12 protein-coding genes are annotated in these 15,893 nt (G+C 73.7%); 7 read left to right on the forward strand and 5 right to left on the reverse strand.

Annotated elements, in window-relative coordinates:
• Window positions 1-13 precede the first annotated feature (13 nt).
• A complete protein-coding gene (gene cobC, locus PV342_RS17755) occupies window positions 14-1,384 on the forward strand; it encodes an Rv2231c family histidinol phosphate aminotransferase CobC (RefSeq protein ID WP_500317887.1) in 1,371 nt (456 codons plus the stop codon).
• 43 nt (window positions 1,385-1,427) lie between these two features.
• On the opposite strand, the gene PV342_RS17760 is transcribed toward cobC, so the two are convergent.
• The 4 genes from PV342_RS17760 to PV342_RS17775 form a co-directional block, all read right to left on the reverse strand.
• Window positions 1,428-4,175 (reverse strand): ABC transporter substrate-binding protein, encoded by a 2,748-nt coding sequence (locus PV342_RS17760; protein ID WP_500317829.1) that lies wholly within the window; start codon window positions 4,173-4,175, stop codon window positions 1,428-1,430.
• Window positions 4,176-4,376: 201 nt separating this feature from the next.
• Complete coding sequence (locus tag PV342_RS17765) at window positions 4,377-5,441, reverse strand: SCO1860 family LAETG-anchored protein (protein ID WP_500317889.1); 1,065 nt, start codon at window positions 5,439-5,441, stop codon at window positions 4,377-4,379.
• 213 nt (window positions 5,442-5,654) lie between these two features.
• Entirely contained in the window at window positions 5,655-6,764 is a 1,110-nt protein-coding gene (locus tag PV342_RS17770; RefSeq protein ID WP_500317831.1) for a Hint domain-containing protein, read from the reverse strand.
• Between the two features lie 619 nt (window positions 6,765-7,383).
• On the reverse strand, window positions 7,384-8,484 hold the full coding sequence (locus PV342_RS17775) for an amidohydrolase family protein (protein WP_500317833.1): 1,101 nt from the start codon (window positions 8,482-8,484) through the stop codon (window positions 7,384-7,386).
• A gap of 69 nt (window positions 8,485-8,553) precedes the next feature.
• On the opposite strand from PV342_RS17775, the gene PV342_RS17780 reads away from it, so the two are divergent.
• The 5 genes from PV342_RS17780 to thpD all read left to right on the forward strand — a co-directional run bounded on the left by PV342_RS17780 (window position 8,554) and on the right by thpD (window position 13,155).
• Complete coding sequence (locus PV342_RS17780) at window positions 8,554-9,639, forward strand: pyridoxal-phosphate-dependent aminotransferase family protein (RefSeq protein WP_500317835.1); 1,086 nt, start codon at window positions 8,554-8,556, stop codon at window positions 9,637-9,639.
• 371 nt (window positions 9,640-10,010) lie between these two features.
• Complete coding sequence (gene ectA / locus PV342_RS17785; protein WP_386997017.1) at window positions 10,011-10,505, forward strand: diaminobutyrate acetyltransferase; 495 nt, start codon at window positions 10,011-10,013, stop codon at window positions 10,503-10,505.
• A gap of 48 nt (window positions 10,506-10,553) precedes the next feature.
• Complete coding sequence (gene ectB / locus PV342_RS17790; protein WP_500317837.1) at window positions 10,554-11,825, forward strand: diaminobutyrate--2-oxoglutarate transaminase; 1,272 nt, start codon at window positions 10,554-10,556, stop codon at window positions 11,823-11,825.
• 19 nt (window positions 11,826-11,844) lie between these two features.
• Window positions 11,845-12,243 carry an ectoine synthase gene (locus PV342_RS17795; RefSeq protein ID WP_400801882.1) on the forward strand — a complete coding sequence of 133 codons (399 nt, stop codon included), beginning with the start codon at window positions 11,845-11,847 and terminating at the stop codon, window positions 12,241-12,243.
• Between the two features lie 6 nt (window positions 12,244-12,249).
• The gene (thpD, locus tag PV342_RS17800; protein WP_400801884.1) at window positions 12,250-13,155 is read left to right on the forward strand and encodes an ectoine hydroxylase; all 906 of its coding nucleotides are present in this window, start codon (window positions 12,250-12,252) and stop codon (window positions 13,153-13,155) included.
• A 261-nt stretch (window positions 13,156-13,416) separates the two neighbouring features.
• On the opposite strand, the gene PV342_RS17805 is transcribed toward thpD, so the two are convergent.
• Window positions 13,417-14,955 carry an aldehyde dehydrogenase (NADP(+)) gene (locus PV342_RS17805; protein WP_386997010.1) on the reverse strand — a complete coding sequence of 513 codons (1,539 nt, stop codon included), beginning with the start codon at window positions 14,953-14,955 and terminating at the stop codon, window positions 13,417-13,419.
• A gap of 111 nt (window positions 14,956-15,066) precedes the next feature.
• Between PV342_RS17805 and PV342_RS17810 the strand changes: the two genes are divergently transcribed.
• Window positions 15,067-15,834, forward strand: coding sequence for an IclR family transcriptional regulator (locus tag PV342_RS17810; protein ID WP_500317838.1), 768 nt, complete (start codon window positions 15,067-15,069; stop codon window positions 15,832-15,834).
• Window positions 15,835-15,893 lie beyond the last annotated feature (59 nt).

Here is a 15,893-nt window from a genome sequence, read left to right on the forward strand (position 1 = left end):
CCGGGCGGCGACGATGGTGCTGCTGGTCGGCGCCGGCTCCCCCGAGGCCGCGGACAACGCCGAAGTGGCCCGCTCCGCACGGCTGTTGTGGGAGGGCCGGGGCTACGCGGGCGTGGAGAGCGCCTTCCTGACGACGGCGGCGCCGGACGTCCCCGCGGGCCTGGAACGCTGCGCGCGGCTCGGTGCCCGGCGGATCGTGGTGCTGACCGGCTTCCCGGCGGACGCGGCCCTGGAGGAGCGGGTCGCGCAGCAGGCGGAGGGCTGGGCAGAGGCGCGCCCCGAGGTCGAGGTGCGGCACGCGCCGGCGCGCGACGGCGGCGGGCGGCCGGAGCCCGGCGACGGTGACGGCGAGCACGATCTGCGGCACCACGGCGACGCCGAGGTCCGCGACGGCGGCGGCGACCTCACCGATCTGGCCGTCAACGTGCGCGCCGGCACACCCCCGCCATGGCTCAGGGAACGCCTCGCGGCCACCCTCGACGGGCTGGCCGGCTACCCGGACGACCGCGCCGCGCACCGGGCCGTCGCCGCCCGCCACGGCCGCCCGGCCGAGGAGGTGCTGCTCACGGCGGGTGCCGCGGAGGCGTTCGTCCTGCTGGCCCGCACCACCCGGGCCCGCCACGCGGTCGTCGTCCACCCGCAGTTCACGGAGCCGGAGGCGGCCCTGCGCGACGCCGGGCATCCTGTGCACCGCGTCGTGCTGCGGGCGGCGGACGGCTTCCGCCTCGATCCGTGGGCGGTACCCGAGGCCGCCGACCTGGTGGTCGTCGGCAACCCGACCAACCCCACCTCCGTACTGCATCCCGCGGCGGACCTCGCCCGCCTGGCCCGGCCGGGCCGCACCCTCGTCGTCGACGAGGCGTTCATGGACGCGGTGCCCGGCGAGCCCGAGAGCGTCGCCGCCCGCCGCGACCTGCCCGGCCTGGTGGTGCTGCGCAGCCTCACCAAGACCTGGGGCTTGGCGGGCCTGCGGGTCGGCTACGTCCTCGGCGACCCCGAGCGCGTGGCGGCGCTGCGCCGCGCCCAGCCCCTGTGGGCGGTCTCGGCGCCCGGCCTCACCGCCGCCGAGGCCTGCTGCGCCCCCGCGGCCCTGGCGGAGGCCGAGGAGGCGGCCCGCCGGACCGCCGCCGACCGCGAGCACCTGCTGCGCCGGCTCGCCGAGTTCGCCGACGTCGAGGTCGCCGGCCCGGCCCGCGGCCCCTTCGTCCTGCTGCGCCTGCCGGGCGCGGCCTCCGTCCGCGCCCGCCTGCGCGAACTCGGCTTCGCCGTCCGCCGCGCCGACACCTTCCCCGGGCTCTCCCCCGACTGGCTCCGCATCGCCGTCCGCGACCCCGCCACGACCGACCGCTTCGCGACCGCGCTGTCGAAGGCGCTCGACGGCTGACGCGGAGCCGCCGGGCGAGCCCAGGGAGCGGGTCCACCCCGGCTCAGCCCTTGACCCCCAGGGCCTGGATGTCGAGGCCGCCCAGGGCCGGGTGGACGTAGGCGTTGGTCAGGCGGTCGGAGCGGTAGTTGAGGCGGCGGTCGTAGAGGAAGGGCAGCAGCGTGCCGCGGTCCTGGGCGGTGGAGTCGACGGTGCGCCAGAGGTTGTCCGCGGCGTTGCGGCTGGGCTCGGAGTCGGCCTCGTTCATCAGGGAGTTGATCTCCCGGTCGTCCAGGCCCGCGTAGTTACTGGGGCTGTCCGGCAGCAGCAGCGGGCGCAGGAATCCGGCCGGGGAGGGCCAGTCGGACTGCCAGGTGGTCAAGACGATGCCCCAGCCCTTGTCCTTGATCTGCTGCTGGTCGGTGAGGGCGGCGTAGAAGTCGGCGGCGTCGGGTGTCTGCACGGTCGCCTTGATGCCCACCTCGGCGAGCTGGCCGGCCAGGGACTGCGCGACCTTGCGGGCGGCCGGGTCGCTGCCGGACACGGCGACGACCGTGCTGAACCCCTTGGCGCGGCCGCATTCGCCGAGGAAGCGCCGGGCCTGTTCGGGGTAGGAGCCGCCGCTCACGGTGCCATAGGTGTCGAGGTGCCGGTCATGGCCGCCGATGGTCGGCGGCAGCATGCCGCCGGCGACGTCGCCCGCGTCCTGGCCGCCCAGGGCGTTGCGCAGCAGGCTGCGGTCGGTGGCGTACTGGACGGCCCAGCGGCAGCGGTAGTCGTCCAGGGGCGCGACGGCCGTCTGCAGGGAGAAGTAGCGGACGGCGCCGGTCTGCACGAGGTCCACGCGGGACGTGAGCGAGTCGTCGGCGAGGACCCGGGTCCTGGTGGCCTCCTGGAGACCGGTCTGGGCGAGGTCGAGGTCGGCGGTGCCGTTCATCAGGGCGGTGTCCACGGCGGCCGCGTCCGCGGCGATGGTGAGCTCCACCTCGTCGGGCAGGGCGGTGCGTATCGCGTCGGTCGCCGGGTCCCACTTGTCGTTGCGCACCAGGCGCAGCCCGGCGGCGGCGTCGTAGGAGGCGATGCGGTAGGGGCCGCTGGCGACCGGCTGGTCCTGGTAGTGCTCCTTGGTGTCCTTCGCCTTCGGGACGGGCGAGGACATGGGCAGCGCCAGGACGTGGGGGAAGTCCGCGAAGGGTGCGTCGAGGTGGAAGACGATCGTGCGGGCGTCGGGGGTCTCGACGCTCTTGAGGCCGAGCCCGTCGGGGTCGGTGTCCTTGTAGGGGCCGGTGTAGTCCTGCCCTTGGTCGAGCAGGTCGCGCAGGTGGGTGGGGCCGCCCGGGTAGAGGTCCCTGGCGAAGGTGCGCTCGATGCCGTACTTGACGTCACGGGAGGTGATCGGCGTGCCGTCCTCGAAGGTGACGCCCTCCTTGAGGGTGTACGTGTAGGTGCGGCCGCCGTCGGAGATGCTGCCGGTGCTGGTGGCGAGGTCGGGAGCGAGGCGGGTGCCCGCGGCGCCGGGCTGCGGGGCGAAGTCGACGAGTTTGCGCAGGTAGAGGCGGCCGAGGTTCCACACGATCGGGGAGTAGGTGCGGGCCGGGTCGAGGGAGTCGGGGGCATGGGCGGAGATGAGCCTGAGGGTGCCGCCCCCGGCGGTCGACGGGTTGACGGCGCCGGTGAGGGCGCCGTTGTAGCCGCCGGTCGGCCTGCGGGCGGCGATCAGGTCCTGGGCGGTGCGGCTGACGGGCTTCTTCGGATCGTCGCCGAAGGGGTCCACGAGGACCGTCACGGTGACCAGGAGGGCCACGACGGCCGCGGTCACCGCGGCCACCACGCCCCCGCGGCGGCGCCGGGGCCCCGGGACGGGGGTGTCCCAGGCGGGCCGGGTGGGGTAGGACGGCGGGCCGAACGAGGGCGGGTTGTACGCCGGGTGGGGCACGGCGGGGGGCCGCGCGGGCGGCGGGGGCAGGGCCGGCGGGCCCGTGGGAGGGGTCCGCGAGGCCAGCCAGCCGCTCAGGGCGTTCCGCATCTCCGCGGCGCTGCGCGGGCGCAGTGCCGGGTTCTTCGACAGCGCGCCGAGCACGATCGCGTCGAGTTCGGGCGGCACCAGCGGATTGCGCGCGGAGGGCGGCACCGGCGTCTGGTGGACGTGGGCGTACATCACCGACAGCGGGGTGGCCCCGGCGAAGGGGACGGTGCCGGTGAGGAGTTCGGTGAGCATGCAGGCGACCGCGTACACGTCGCTGCGGGCGTCGACGGAGTCGCCGGCGCACTGCTCGGGGGCCATGTAGCCGGGGGTGCCGATGGCGGAGCCGGTGCCGGTGATGCGGGACAGCGAGTGGACGACCCGGGCGATGCCGAAGTCGGCGACCTTGACCGCGCCTCCGGTGGTGATCAGGACGTTGGAGGGCTTCACGTCGCGGTGGACGAGGCCGCGGGCGTGGGCGTGGGCGAGTGCGTCCAGGATCTCGCAGGTGGTGCGGACGGCCCGCTCGATCTCCATCGGGGCCTGTTCGCGGGCGAGTTCGGCCAGGGTGCGGCCCTCGATGTGCTCCATCACCAGGTACGGCACGACCGCGTCGTCCGTGGTCACCTCGTCCTGGTCGTGGACGGTGACGATGCCGGGGTGGTTGAGCGCGGCCGCGGCACGGGCCTCGCGGGCGAAGCGGCGCCGTGCCTCGGGGTCGCGGGCCAGCTCCGGCAGAAGCGTCTTGACGGCCACGGTCCGGCCGAGCCGGGTGTCGTACGCGAGGTGGACCCGAGCCATGCCGCCGGAGCCGAGCAGGGCCCGTAATTCGTACCGTCCCCCGAACATGCGACCCCCCGGCCCCGTCCGCGACGGGCGCGCGAACACTCCCAACAGGGTAGTGGAAAGTACCCTTTTCAGACGCTCGCAGACCGGCGCGAGGGGCGCGGGGCGGCGGCGGAGAACGCGTGGAGGACGGCTCCGGACACTCAGCCGCCCTCCACTTCCCCCCTCACCCCTGGTCCGCCCCCTGGGGTCGACCCGGGGTCGTCAGTCCCGGGCGCTCTCGGCCGCCGGCCTGCGGCGGGTCTTGCGGATCACGAGGAATCCGGCGGCGAACAGCAGCACCGAACCGCCCGCGAGGTACGGGGTCATGGAGCTGCTGCCGGTCTCGGCGAGGTCGCCGGTCGCCGCGGGCGCGGCCTGCGGGGACTGCTCGGCGCGCGCGGACTCGGAGGGCTCGGACGACGGCGTGGGCTCCGCGGACTGCGAGGGCTGCTCGGACTCGCCCCCGGTCTGCGGCTCCTCGCCGCCTCCACCGGAGTCCTCGCCGCCGTTGCCGCCGCCGCCGTTGCCACCGCCGCCGTGGTGTCCACCACCGCCGCCACCGTGCCCGCCGCGGCGGGGGGTCTCGCAGGTGGCCCCGGCGAGGGTGACGGTGCCGCTCACCTCGGCGACGCCGAGCTTGAGCGGGTTCACCTCCACCGACAGTTCCAGTGCGGTGGCCGCGGCGCTGCGCGAGGTGACGGTCTTCTTGGCGAGGTCGAGGCGGACCTCGCCCACACCGGGCACCTTCACCAGAGTCGTGCCGCCGGCCGAGACGGCGACGCGCTTGCCGAGGACGACGACGTGGCCGGGCATCTCGACGTCGGCGACCGGCTTGCGACCGGCCGCGCACGTGGCGCGGGCGGAGATCAGGTCGGCCTTGACGAGCCCGAGGAGCGGCAGTCCGGGCAGGTTGACGCGCGCCTTGACGAGCTTGGCGTAGCCCTCCGCCTTGTGGCGGTCGACGGTGGCCCGGGCGGTGGCGACGTCGGCGCGCAGAACGCTGAACGGCCTGCCGCGGTCGACCCCGTCGAGGGTGGCGGTCAGTGCGGTCTCGTCGGCGCTCGCCGGTGCGTGGACCTCGTTGAGCGTCAGGTTCAGCGGCACGTCGACGGACTTGCGGAGCAGCGAGACGTCCAGGCCGGTCCGCAGGACGACCGCGCCGGCCTTGCCGGACGAGCCGTGGGTCCCCCCGGTCGCGGCGGCCGGGGTCGCGGGCCCCAGCGCGAGGGCGCCCGCCGTCAGCGCGACGGCGGCCCCCAGCGCGGCGGCGGGACGGCGCGCGGGCATGCTGAAGGGAGAGCTGGACACAGTGGAAAACCCCCAAATGGTCATGGAGTCGCCGCGGCGCCGCTGAAGGGGACAGCGCGCTCGCCGGGGCGACCTCGACCCCGTAATGATTTACGTACGGAGAGTGAACCGGCACCCGCCTGGGCCCGGTTCACTCCAAAGGGTGGTTTTCGTCCCCGTATTCGAAACCTGCGGCACACGCGTTCCCGTGCGTCACACCTGCGATCGTGCGTATTCGAGCAGCTTGGCGAAGTCGAGCGCGCCGGGGTCCCCGTGGGAGTTGTGGCACAGCAGCCCGCGCGCCACGTAGGTACGGGCCGAGGTCGACAGCGAGGCGATCGGCTGTTCCCCCAGGGGCTCGACCGCGAGCACCTCCGCCTCGCCGGTGACCTCGGCGACGACGGCGCCCTCCCAGGCGCCCGCGGGGGCGCCCTGCCGGTCGGCGACGGTGACGATCCGGTGCTTGAACGGGGTCAGTTCACGGCTGGTCACCCACGCGTCGCCGTGCGGCAGCCGCACCAGCCACGGATGGTCGGCCGTCGCGACGACCTCGCCCCGAGCCGTCGCCACCCGGTACGAGTCCTTGCGCGCGGGGTCGTTGCGGGTGACCACCCCGCGGCGGAGCCGGCGTCGCCCCTGCCCGCCCCCGGCGGCCTCGGCGTCCTCCTCGTCGAAGCAGGCGATCTCGTCCCCGACGGCCAGTTCGGCCGCCCGCGCCCAGCTCAGGTCGGCCCGGAGCACCGGGGTGTCGGGGTGCACGCAGTTCTCCGGCACGTGCTGATGGCCGCAGACCCCGCGGAAGGCGTTCCACTCCCGCCCGGTCATCCGCTGGCCGCCCGCGTTCCCGTACGAGCGGGGGTAGGGCAGCCAGAGCTTCGGCCCCTTCAGGGGCACTCCGTGGTGGGTGTGCATCCAGGCGAGGAACTCGGCGAGTTCGCGCAGCGCCCACTGCGGGGCCTTGGGCCAGTAGATGTGCCGGTTGGCGGTGCCCCAGTCCTCGTGCCGCTCGGGGTCGCAGGTGCCCACAAGCTCCACCTGGCACACGTTGAGGGTGTTGGTCTCCACCCCGCCGGGCCGGTTGACCAGGGCGCGCGAGGAGATGTCGATGTCGAAGTGCTGGTACCAGACCAGCTTCTCGTCCTCGAAGTCCGGTTTCGCCGTCAGGTTGGGCGCGCTGCCGCCGCCCCCGTACGTCGGCACGCTGCGGCCCTCGGTGGTGTGCAGCACGAGGGCGTTGACCTCCATCGCGTCGCCGCCGTAGTCGTCCTGGTACCAGTACCTTCGCGAGGCGCCCGGGTACTTCTGCGGTCCCTGCCTGGTCATGGTCGTTCCCCGTCCCGTTGCGGATTCCGGTAGGACCGATGGCAGCACGCAGAGCGGGGACGGACGGGGCGAACCCGCCCAGGATCACCCGAATTGGGGCGTTGGGATCATTCGGGGCTCAGAACCAGGAGCACTTCACTACTGTGTGCTCCTCGGCCGCGGCGCGGGTGCGGAGGGTCCGCAGCCCCTCGTGCAGGGGCCTCACGACCTCGTCACGGACCCGGGCTTCGTCCCGTCCCCGGAAACCGGCCGTGACCGCCGTCCCGCCGGATGCCCACAGCGCGTCGAAGGGCACCCCCGTCGAGGAACCTCGCGGCCTCCCTGACCTCCCCGGGACCGAGCACGAGGATCGGGGGTCGACGTCGCGCGGGTCCTCGACCACGATGCCGCCTGCGACGGGGAGGGCGCCCGGGCCGTCGGCGCCACCCGGCGCGGCGGGCTCGCTCGCGCGGAACCGGTCGAGGAGTTCGAAGTCCTTCTCGATGCTCTCGGCGACGCCCGCCTCGGCCTCCTCCTCGTAGTTGTCCCAAGCCCAGGCGAGGAACTCCGCCAGGAGTCCTTAGCCCCGCGGCGGTTGGGACCCGGGAAGGGCGCGCGGAGGCATGCGGTGGCCCATGCCTCACCCCACCACGCGACCGCGCAGCACGATGCGCCGGGGCGCGGTCAGCACGCGGACGTCGGCCCGGGGGTCCTCCGGATAGACGACCAGGTCGGCGGAGGCTCCCTCCGTGAGGCCGTCGCGGCCGAGCCACTCGCGGGCCGACCAGGTGGCGGCGGAGAGCGCGTCGAGGGCGGGCAGGCCCGCGGTGACCAGCTCGGCGACCTCCGCGGCGACGAGCCCGTGGGCGAGGGAGCCGCCCGCGTCGGTGCCGGTGAAGATCCGGATACCGGCGTCGTGGGCCGCGCGGACTGTGTCGTAGCGGCGGGCGTGGAGCCGGCGCATGTGGTCCGCCCAGCGCGGGAACCTGGCCTGGCCGCCGTTCGCGAGGTCCGGGAAGGTCGCGATGTTGACCAGGGTGGGGACGATGGCCACGCCGTGCTCCGCGAACAGCGGGATGGTGTCCTCGGTGAGCCCGGTGGCGTGCTCGACGCAGTCGATGCCCGCCTCGACCAGGTCCCGCAGGGAGTCCTCGGCGAAGCAGTGGGCGGTGACGCGGGCGCCCTCCTCGTGGGCGGCGGCGATGGCGGCCTCGACGGCGCCGCGCGGCCAGCAGGCGGTGAGGTCGCCGGCGTCGCGGTCGATCCAGTCGCCGACCAGCTTGACCCAGCCATCCCCGCGCCGGGCCTCCCGGCGGACGTAGGCGACCAGGTCCTCGGGCTCGATCTCCCAGGCGTAGTTGCGGATGTAGCGGCGGGTGCGGGCGATGTGCCGACCGGCCCGGATGATCCGCGGGAGGTCCTCGCGGTCGTCGATCCACCGCGTGTCGGAGGGCGAACCCGCGTCGCGGAGCAGCAGGGTGCCCGTGTCCCGGTCGGTGAGCGCCTGCTTCTCGGACGTGCCCGGGTCGACGGGGCCGTGCTGGTCGAGGCCGACGTGGCAGTGGGCGTCGACCAGCCCGGGCAGGGCCCAGCCCTCGACGGTGGTGAGGTCGCGGAGACCGGCGGGACGCTCATAGGTGACGCGCCCGCCGACCACCCAGAGCTCGTCCCGGACGTCCTGCGGCCCGGCCAGGATGCGGCCCTTGATGTGGAGCGCCTGCGACGCCTCGCGAACAGCCATGTCAGCACTCTACGAGCCGCCGGATACCCTCGGGCCGTACACCCCCTCGACGAAGGAAGCGGCGCCACCGTGTCCCACCCCCTGCTCGACCTGCCCCCGCTGACCGCCGAGCGCTTCGCCGCGATCGAGCGGAGAGTCGCCGCGCTGCTGCACACGGAGCAGGACGTCGTGATCACGCAGGGCGAGGCCCTGCTGCCGCTGGAGGGCTGCATCCGCGGCGGGGCGCGGCCGGGTTCGACGGCGCTGAACGTGGTGACCGGGCCGTACGGCCAGACCTTCGGCAACTGGCTGCGGGACGCGGGCGCCACCGTGGTCGACCTGGAGGTGCCCTTCCACGCCGCCGCGAGCGCGCGGGACGTCGAGCGGGCGCTGGCCGCCCGCCCGGAGATCGACTTCGTGTCGCTGGTGCACGCGGAGGCCGCCACCGGCAACACCAACCCGGTGGCGGAGATCGGCGAGGTGGTCCGGGCGCACGGGGCGCTGTTCATGGTCGACGCGGTCGCCTCGGTGGCGGCCGAGCCGCTGCTGGTGGACGCGTGGGGCGTGGACCTGTGCGTGATCGGCGCCCAGAAGGCGATGGGCGGGCCCGCCGGGGTGTCGGCGGTGTCGGTGAGCGAGCGGGCGTGGCGGCGCCTGGCGGACAACCCCGCGGCGCCGCGCCGTTCGTACCTGTCGTTGCTGGACTGGAAGGACCGCTGGATCGACGCCGGGCGCAGGGCACTGCCGCACGCTCCCGCGCAGTTGGAGATGCTGGCGCTGGAGGCCTGCCTGGAGCGGATCGAGGAGGCCGGACTCGACACGGTGATCGCCCGGCACCGCGCCGCCGCGGCGGCGACCCGGGCGGGTGCGGCCGCGCTGGCCGCCGTCGAGCCGTACGTGTACCGGGACGCGGACGCCGCGCCGGTCGCGACGACGCTGCGCACCCTGGACGGCGTCGCCGCCGACGGGCTGGTCGCCCGCGCCCTGGCCCTGGAGCCGGGGCTCCCGCTGGTCGCCGGCGGCGGGGCACTGGCCAAGGAGATGATCCGGGTCAACCACTACGGCCGGGACGCCGACCCCGCCGTGGTCGTCCGTACGCTGCGCACGCTGGCCGGCGCCCTGGAGGCGGACCCCGAGCCGGCGGTGGCGGCGGCCGAGGCCGCCTGGCGGGTCTGACCGCACCGCATTCCCCAGGGGCCGTCCCCGCCGTCGCGAACGGCGGGGACGGCCCCTTTGCATACGGCATCCGGAATTCCACACCGGCTTGACGGCGGGGAAATTCCGAGTAATTGTCCAGCGCAACACCGAAGGTATTCCGCATTCCACTCCTGCCCCGGGATCACCGCTTCAAACGCCAAGATTTCATCGACACCGCGTGATGATTTCGAGGATGTGACCGAGCCCACAACACCACCCTTCCACCCCGAAATGTCCGGGCAAAGGAACCCATCCCGGCTGCCTCCGCGCGCCTGATATCAGTGGCGCCCACACGCCACAAGGCCCACGCGGCATGCAATTCGGAATTCCTCCCGCTACGTTGTCTCCGCATGACCGCCGCTAGGGAATTGCTGCTCGACACCCCGGGAATCGAGGACGGCGCCGCACTGTGGCGCATCGCCCGTGATTCACGGACCCTGGACCTGAACTCCCCGTACAGCTATCTGCTGTGGTGCCGGGACTTCGCCGGCACCTCCGTGGTGGCGCGTACGGCGCACGGCGAACCGATCGGCTTCGTGACCGGCTACGTCCGCCCCGAGCGCCCCCGAACCCTCGTCGTCTGGCAGGTCGCCGTGGACGAGGCGCACCGCGGCCGGGGGCTCGCGGCCACGATGCTCGACGACCTCGCACAACGGGCCGCCGCGGCCGGCGTCCGCGAGGTCGAGACCACGATCACCCCGGACAACGAGGCCTCGCACCGCCTGTTCACGTCCTTCGCCGCCCGCCACGGAGCGCGGACCGAGCGCGGGGTGCTCTTCGACACGGCGCTGTTCCCCGACGACCACCGGCCCGAAGTCCTGTACCGCATCGGGCCCCTCGTCTGACCCGGCCGTCCCCGCCCGACTCCTCCTCCCCCACAGAAGGAATGCACGGTGACCATCACCCCGCCCGCCACGTCCGTCTTCGAGACCCTCGAGTCCGAGGTCCGCAGCTACTGCCGCGGCTGGCCCGCCGTCTTCGACCGCGCGCAGGGCAGCCGCATCTTCGACGAGGACGGCCACGACTACCTCGACTTCTTCTCCGGCGCCGGCGCCCTCAACTACGGGCACAACAACCCCGTACTCAAACGCGCCCTGCTCGACTACCTGGAGCGCGACGGCATCACGCACAGCCTGGACATGAGCACCACCGCCAAGCGCGCCTTCCTGGAACGCTTCCAGGACGTCGTCCTGCGCCCGCGCGACATGGACCACAGGGTGATGTTCCCGGGACCGACCGGCACCAACGCCGTCGAGGCGGCGCTGAAGCTGGCCCGCAAGGTCAAGGGCCGTGAGTCCGTGGTGTCCTTCACCAACGCCTTCCACGGCATGTCGCTGGGCGCGCTCGCCGTCACCGGCAACTCGATGAAGCGGGCCGGCGCCGGCGTCCCCCTGGTGCACGGCACCCCGATGCCCTTCGACAACTACCTCGACGGCCGCGTCCCGGACTTCCTGTGGTTCGAGCGGCTGCTGGAGGACCAGGGGTCCGGTCTCAACCAGCCCGCCGCGGTGATCGTCGAGACGATCCAGGGCGAGGGCGGCATCAACGTCGCCCGTCCCGAGTGGCTGCGCGGCCTGGCCGACCTGTGCCGGCGCCGCGACATGCTGCTGATCGTCGACGACATCCAGATGGGCTGCGGCCGCACCGGCCCGTTCTTCTCCTTCGAGGAGGCGGGCATCGTGCCGGACATCGTGACCCTCTCCAAGTCGATCGGCGGCTACGGCATGCCGATGTCGCTGACGCTCTTCCGCCCCGAACTGGACATCTGGGAGCCCGGCGAGCACAACGGCACCTTCCGCGGCCACAACCCCGCCTTCGTCACCGCCACCGCCGCCCTCGACACCTACTGGGCGGACGGCGGGAGCATGGAGAAGCAGACCCTCAAGCGCGGTGAGCAGGCCGAGGCGGTCCTGCGCGAGATATGCGCCGAGCATCCGCGCTCCGGCGCCCGCTACCGGGGCCGCGGCCTGGTCTGGGGCCTGGAGTTCACCGACCCCGGCCGGGCCTCCCGGGTCTGCGCCCGCGCCTTCGAACTGGGCCTCCTGCTGGAGACCTCCGGCCCCCGCGGCGAGGTCGTCAAACTGCTGCCCGCCCTGACCATCACCTCCGAAGAGCTCGACGAGGGGCTGCGCACCCTCGCCCGCTCCGTCCGCGAGACCGCCTGACGAGAGGAACCGTCCCACCGTGATCGTGCGAACCCTGAAGGACATCGAGGGCACCGAACGGGATGTCACCGCCGAGACCGGCACCTGGCGCAGCAAGCGCATCATCCTCGCCGACGACCGCGTGGGCTTCTCACTGCACGAGACCGTGATGTACGCGGGGACAGAGACCTCCATGTGGTACGCCAACCACGTCGAGGCGGTGCTGTGCGTCGAGGGCGAGGGCGAGCTGACCGACGACGAGACCGGCGAGAGGCACCGGATCTCCCCCGGCACGCTCTACCTGCTCGACGGCCACGAACGGCACACCATGCGCCCCGAGACCGACCTGCGCTTCGTCTGCGTCTTCAACCCGCCCGTCACCGGGCGCGAGGTGCACGACGAGAACGGCGTCTACCCCCTGCTCACCGAGGGAGCGTGACCAGCGATGACCACCGCGACGACGACCGGCCCCACCACCGACCTCTACCCCACCCGCGGCACCGCCGAGGTGCTGACCCCGCGCCAGGACCCGGTCGTCTGGGGCGGACCCGACACGAGCGGCCCGCTCCAGCCGTCCGAGCTCGGCGACTTCGACCGCGACGGCTTCCTGCCCGTCGACGCGCTCATCGGCCCCGGGGACGTGGCCCGCTACCACGCCGAGCTGGAGCGGTTGTGCGCCGACCCGGCCGTGCGCGCGGACGAGCGGTCCATCGTGGAGGCGAAGTCCCAGGACATCCGCTCGGTCTTCGAGGTCCACAAGATCAGCCCGGTCTTCGCCGAACTGGTCCGCGACCCCCGCGTCGTAGGCCGCGCCCGGCAGATCCTCGGCTCCGACGTCTACGTCCACCAGAGCCGGATCAACGTCAAGCCGGGCTTCGGCGCCTCCGGCTTCTACTGGCACTCCGACTTCGAGACCTGGCACGCCGAGGACGGACTGCCCCGTATGCGCGCGGTCTCGGTCTCCATCGCGCTGACCGAGAACCACGACACCAACGGCGGCCTGATGATCATGCCGGGCTCGCACCGGACGTTCCTGGGCTGCGCGGGCGCGACGCCGGAGGACAACTACAAGAAGTCCCTCCAGATGCAGGACGCGGGCACGCCCTCAAACGCGGCCCTGACGGAACTGGCGGGCCGGCACGGGATCCGGCTCTTCACCGGGCAGCCCGGGTCCGCGGTCTGGTTCGACTGCAACTGCATGCACGGCTCGGGGGACAACATCACGCCGTACCCGCGCAGCAACGTCTTCATCGTCTTCAACAGCGTGGAGAACACGGCCGTCGAGCCGTTCGCGGCGCCTGTGCGGCGGCCCGAGTTCATCGGGGCGCGCGACTTCACGCCTGTGCGCTAGCCCTGCGGGGGGGTCTGGGTGCGGTGGGTTGTCGTGTGCGGGTTGTTTTGCGCCTGCGGCGGGCATCCCCCGCCCGCCCTCCCTCCCCCAGCCTTCGGCCGGGGGGACCCCCATCCGGCGCGGTTGGTGCGGGCCTCGCACGGTTCGTGGTCAGCCGCCCGCGCATAGGGCGGGCGGGGAAACGGCCCGCCGCAGGCGCAGACAACCCGCGCACAACGACGGACCGCAACCACACCCCACCCGGCGCGGAAGGCGCAAGCCTCAGGCTTCGCGGCGCCCGTTGAACCGCCGCGGCAACCCCAACGGATTGCCGTCGCGCAGCTCCGCCGGCAGCAACCCCTCCGGCGCGTCCTGGTAGACGACGGGCCGCAGCCACCGCTCGATCGCGGTACCGCCGACCGACGTGGACGTCGAGGTCGTCGCCGGGTACGGCCCCCCGTGGTGCATGGCCGGGGCCACCGCGACGCCGGTGGGCCAGCCGTTCACCACGACGCGCCCCGCCAGCGGGGTGAGCCGGCGCAGCAGTTCCGCGCCGGAGGCGGCGTCCCCGTCGCCGCCGGACGCCTCGGCCTCGCTCAGGTGCGCCGTCGCCGTGAGGTTCCCCGGGAGCCGCCCGAGCACCCCCTCGACCTCCTCCGCGGTTCCGTACCGCGCGACGACCGTGACGGGCCCGAAGTGCTCCTCCAGCAGCGCGTCGTGTTCGCCGCCCTCCGCGAGCCGGGCGGCCGGGACGGAGACGAAGCCGGCGCGCACCAGGTGCTCGCCGCCGTCGCCGGGCTCGACCGGCGCCTCCACCTCGGGAAGCGTGGTCAGTTCGCGCACGCCCGCGATGAAGTTGTCCCGCATGCGGGCGTCGAGCAGCGTGCCGGGGGCGACGTCGCCCACCGCGGCCGCCAGGGACTTGAGGAGGCGGTCGCCCGCCTCCCCCGCCGGGGCCAGCACGAGGCCGGGCTTGACGCAGAACTGGCCGACGCCGAGCGTCACGGACCCGGCGAGCCCCGCGCCGATCTGCTCGGCGCGCTCCTCGGCCGCGGCCTGCGTGATGACGACCGGGTTGAGGCTGCCGAGTTCGCCGTGGAACGGGATCGGCACGGGTCGTGCCGCCGCGGCGTCGAAGAGGGCGCGGCCGCCCCGTACGGATCCGGTGAACCCCGCGGCGGAGACCAGCGGGTGCTTGATGAGGTCGATGCCGGCCTGGAAGCCGTGGACGACCGAGACGACGTCGGCGGGCAGCCCGACCTCGACGGCGGCACGGCGCAGCGCGTCCGCGCACAGCTCGCTGGTCGCCGGGTGGTCGGGGTGGGCCTTGACGACGACGGGGCAGCCCGCCGCGAGCGCGCTGGCGGTGTCGCCGCCAGGCACGGAGAACGCGAGCGGGAAGTTGCTGGCGGAGTAGACGGCCACGACGCCGAGCGGGATCTTGTAGCGCCGCAGGTCCGGCCGGGGCGGGGCGAGCGTCGCGTCGGCGTGGTCGATGATGACGTCGAGGAAGGCGCCCTCCTCGACGATCTCGGCGAAGGCCCTCAGCTGGTAGGCGGTGCGCCCGAGTTCGCCGGTGAGGCGGGCGGGACCGAGGGCGGTCTCCGCGTCGGCGGCCTCCAGGATGCGGGGGCCGGCCTCCTCGAGGAAGTCGGCCGCGGTGCGCAGGAGGCGGGCCCGCACCTCGCGGTCGGCGAGCGCCGGGAACGCCGCGGCGGCGGCGCGTACCGCGGCGTCGACCTCCTCGGCGGTGGCTTCGACGGCGACCTGCTCCCGCTGCTTCCCGGTTCGAGGGTCGACGCTCCACACTGGTACGGCCACCGCGGGTACCTCCAGGCCTTTCGTTCGATATGCTGAACAGCATCCGCAACTGTGAATCTGTTCGGGAGCCTACTTGCGCGGGTCCCGGCCGAACAAGAGGGGTCCTCCGAGATGGCTGCAGGTGAGGGCGGGGCGCAGGTCAAATCCGCGGTGCGGACGGTGGAGCTGCTGGAGTTCTTCGCCGGGCAGCCCGGCATGCACAGCCTGGCCGCCGTGCAGGAGGCCGTCGGCTACCCCAAGTCCAGCCTGTACATGCTGCTGCGCACGCTCGTCGAGCTGGGCTGGATCGAGACCGACGCCACCGGCACCCGCTACGGCATCGGCGTGCGCGCCCTGCTGGTCGGCACCTCGTACATCGACGGCGACGAGGTCGTGGCCTCGGCCCGCCCGACCCTGGACCGGCTCTCGGACGACACCAGCGAGACCATCCACCTCGCCCGCCTCGACGGCACCAGCGTCGTCTACCTGGCGACCCGTCAGTCCTCGCACTACCTGCGGCCGTTCACCCGGGTCGGCCGCCGGCTGCCGGCCCACTCCACCTCGCTCGGCAAGGCACTGCTCGCCACGTACCCCGACGAGCAGGTCCGCAAGCTGCTGCCGGAGACGCTGGAGCCGCTCACCGAGCACACCCACACCGACCGCGAGAAGCTGATCGCCGAGCTGCACCAGATCCGCGAGCAGGGCTACGCCGTGGACCGTGAGGAGAACACGCTCGGCCTGCGCTGCTTCGGCGTGGCCGTCCCCTACCGCACGCCCTCACGTGACGCGATCAGCTGCTCGGTGCCGGTGGCCCGGCTGACCCCGGCCCACGAGCAGCTGATCAAGGACGCCCTCTTCGACGCGCGCGACCGCCTCACACTGGCGACGCGCCGCCTCTGATCCGGCCGCTCGGGACCGGCGGCCCGGCGCCAACGCCGTGCCGGCCTCGTCCCGACCGT

This window comes from Streptomyces sp. PA03-3a, from assembly GCF_033792735.1.
GTDB lineage: Bacteria > Actinomycetota > Actinomycetes > Streptomycetales > Streptomycetaceae > Actinacidiphila.

What these genes read in the sequence shown, in the direction of transcription:
- cobC (WP_500317887.1), top strand. Translation starts at nt 14, where the DNA reads ATGGTGCTGCTGGTCGGCGCCGGCTCCCCCGAGGCCGCGGACAACGCC.
- PV342_RS17760 (WP_500317829.1), bottom strand. Translation starts at nt 4,175, where the DNA reads ATGTTCGGGGGACGGTACGAATTACGGGCCCTGCTCGGCTCCGGCGGC.
- PV342_RS17765 (WP_500317889.1), bottom strand. Translation starts at nt 5,441, where the DNA reads ATGCCCGCGCGCCGTCCCGCCGCCGCGCTGGGGGCCGCCGTCGCGCTG.
- PV342_RS17770 (WP_500317831.1), bottom strand. Translation starts at nt 6,764, where the DNA reads ATGACCAGGCAGGGACCGCAGAAGTACCCGGGCGCCTCGCGAAGGTAC.
- PV342_RS17775 (WP_500317833.1), bottom strand. Translation starts at nt 8,484, where the DNA reads ATGGCTGTTCGCGAGGCGTCGCAGGCGCTCCACATCAAGGGCCGCATC.
- ectA (WP_386997017.1), top strand. Translation starts at nt 10,011, where the DNA reads ATGACCGCCGCTAGGGAATTGCTGCTCGACACCCCGGGAATCGAGGAC.
- thpD (WP_400801884.1), top strand. Translation starts at nt 12,250, where the DNA reads ATGACCACCGCGACGACGACCGGCCCCACCACCGACCTCTACCCCACC.
- PV342_RS17810 (WP_500317838.1), top strand. Translation starts at nt 15,067, where the DNA reads ATGGCTGCAGGTGAGGGCGGGGCGCAGGTCAAATCCGCGGTGCGGACG.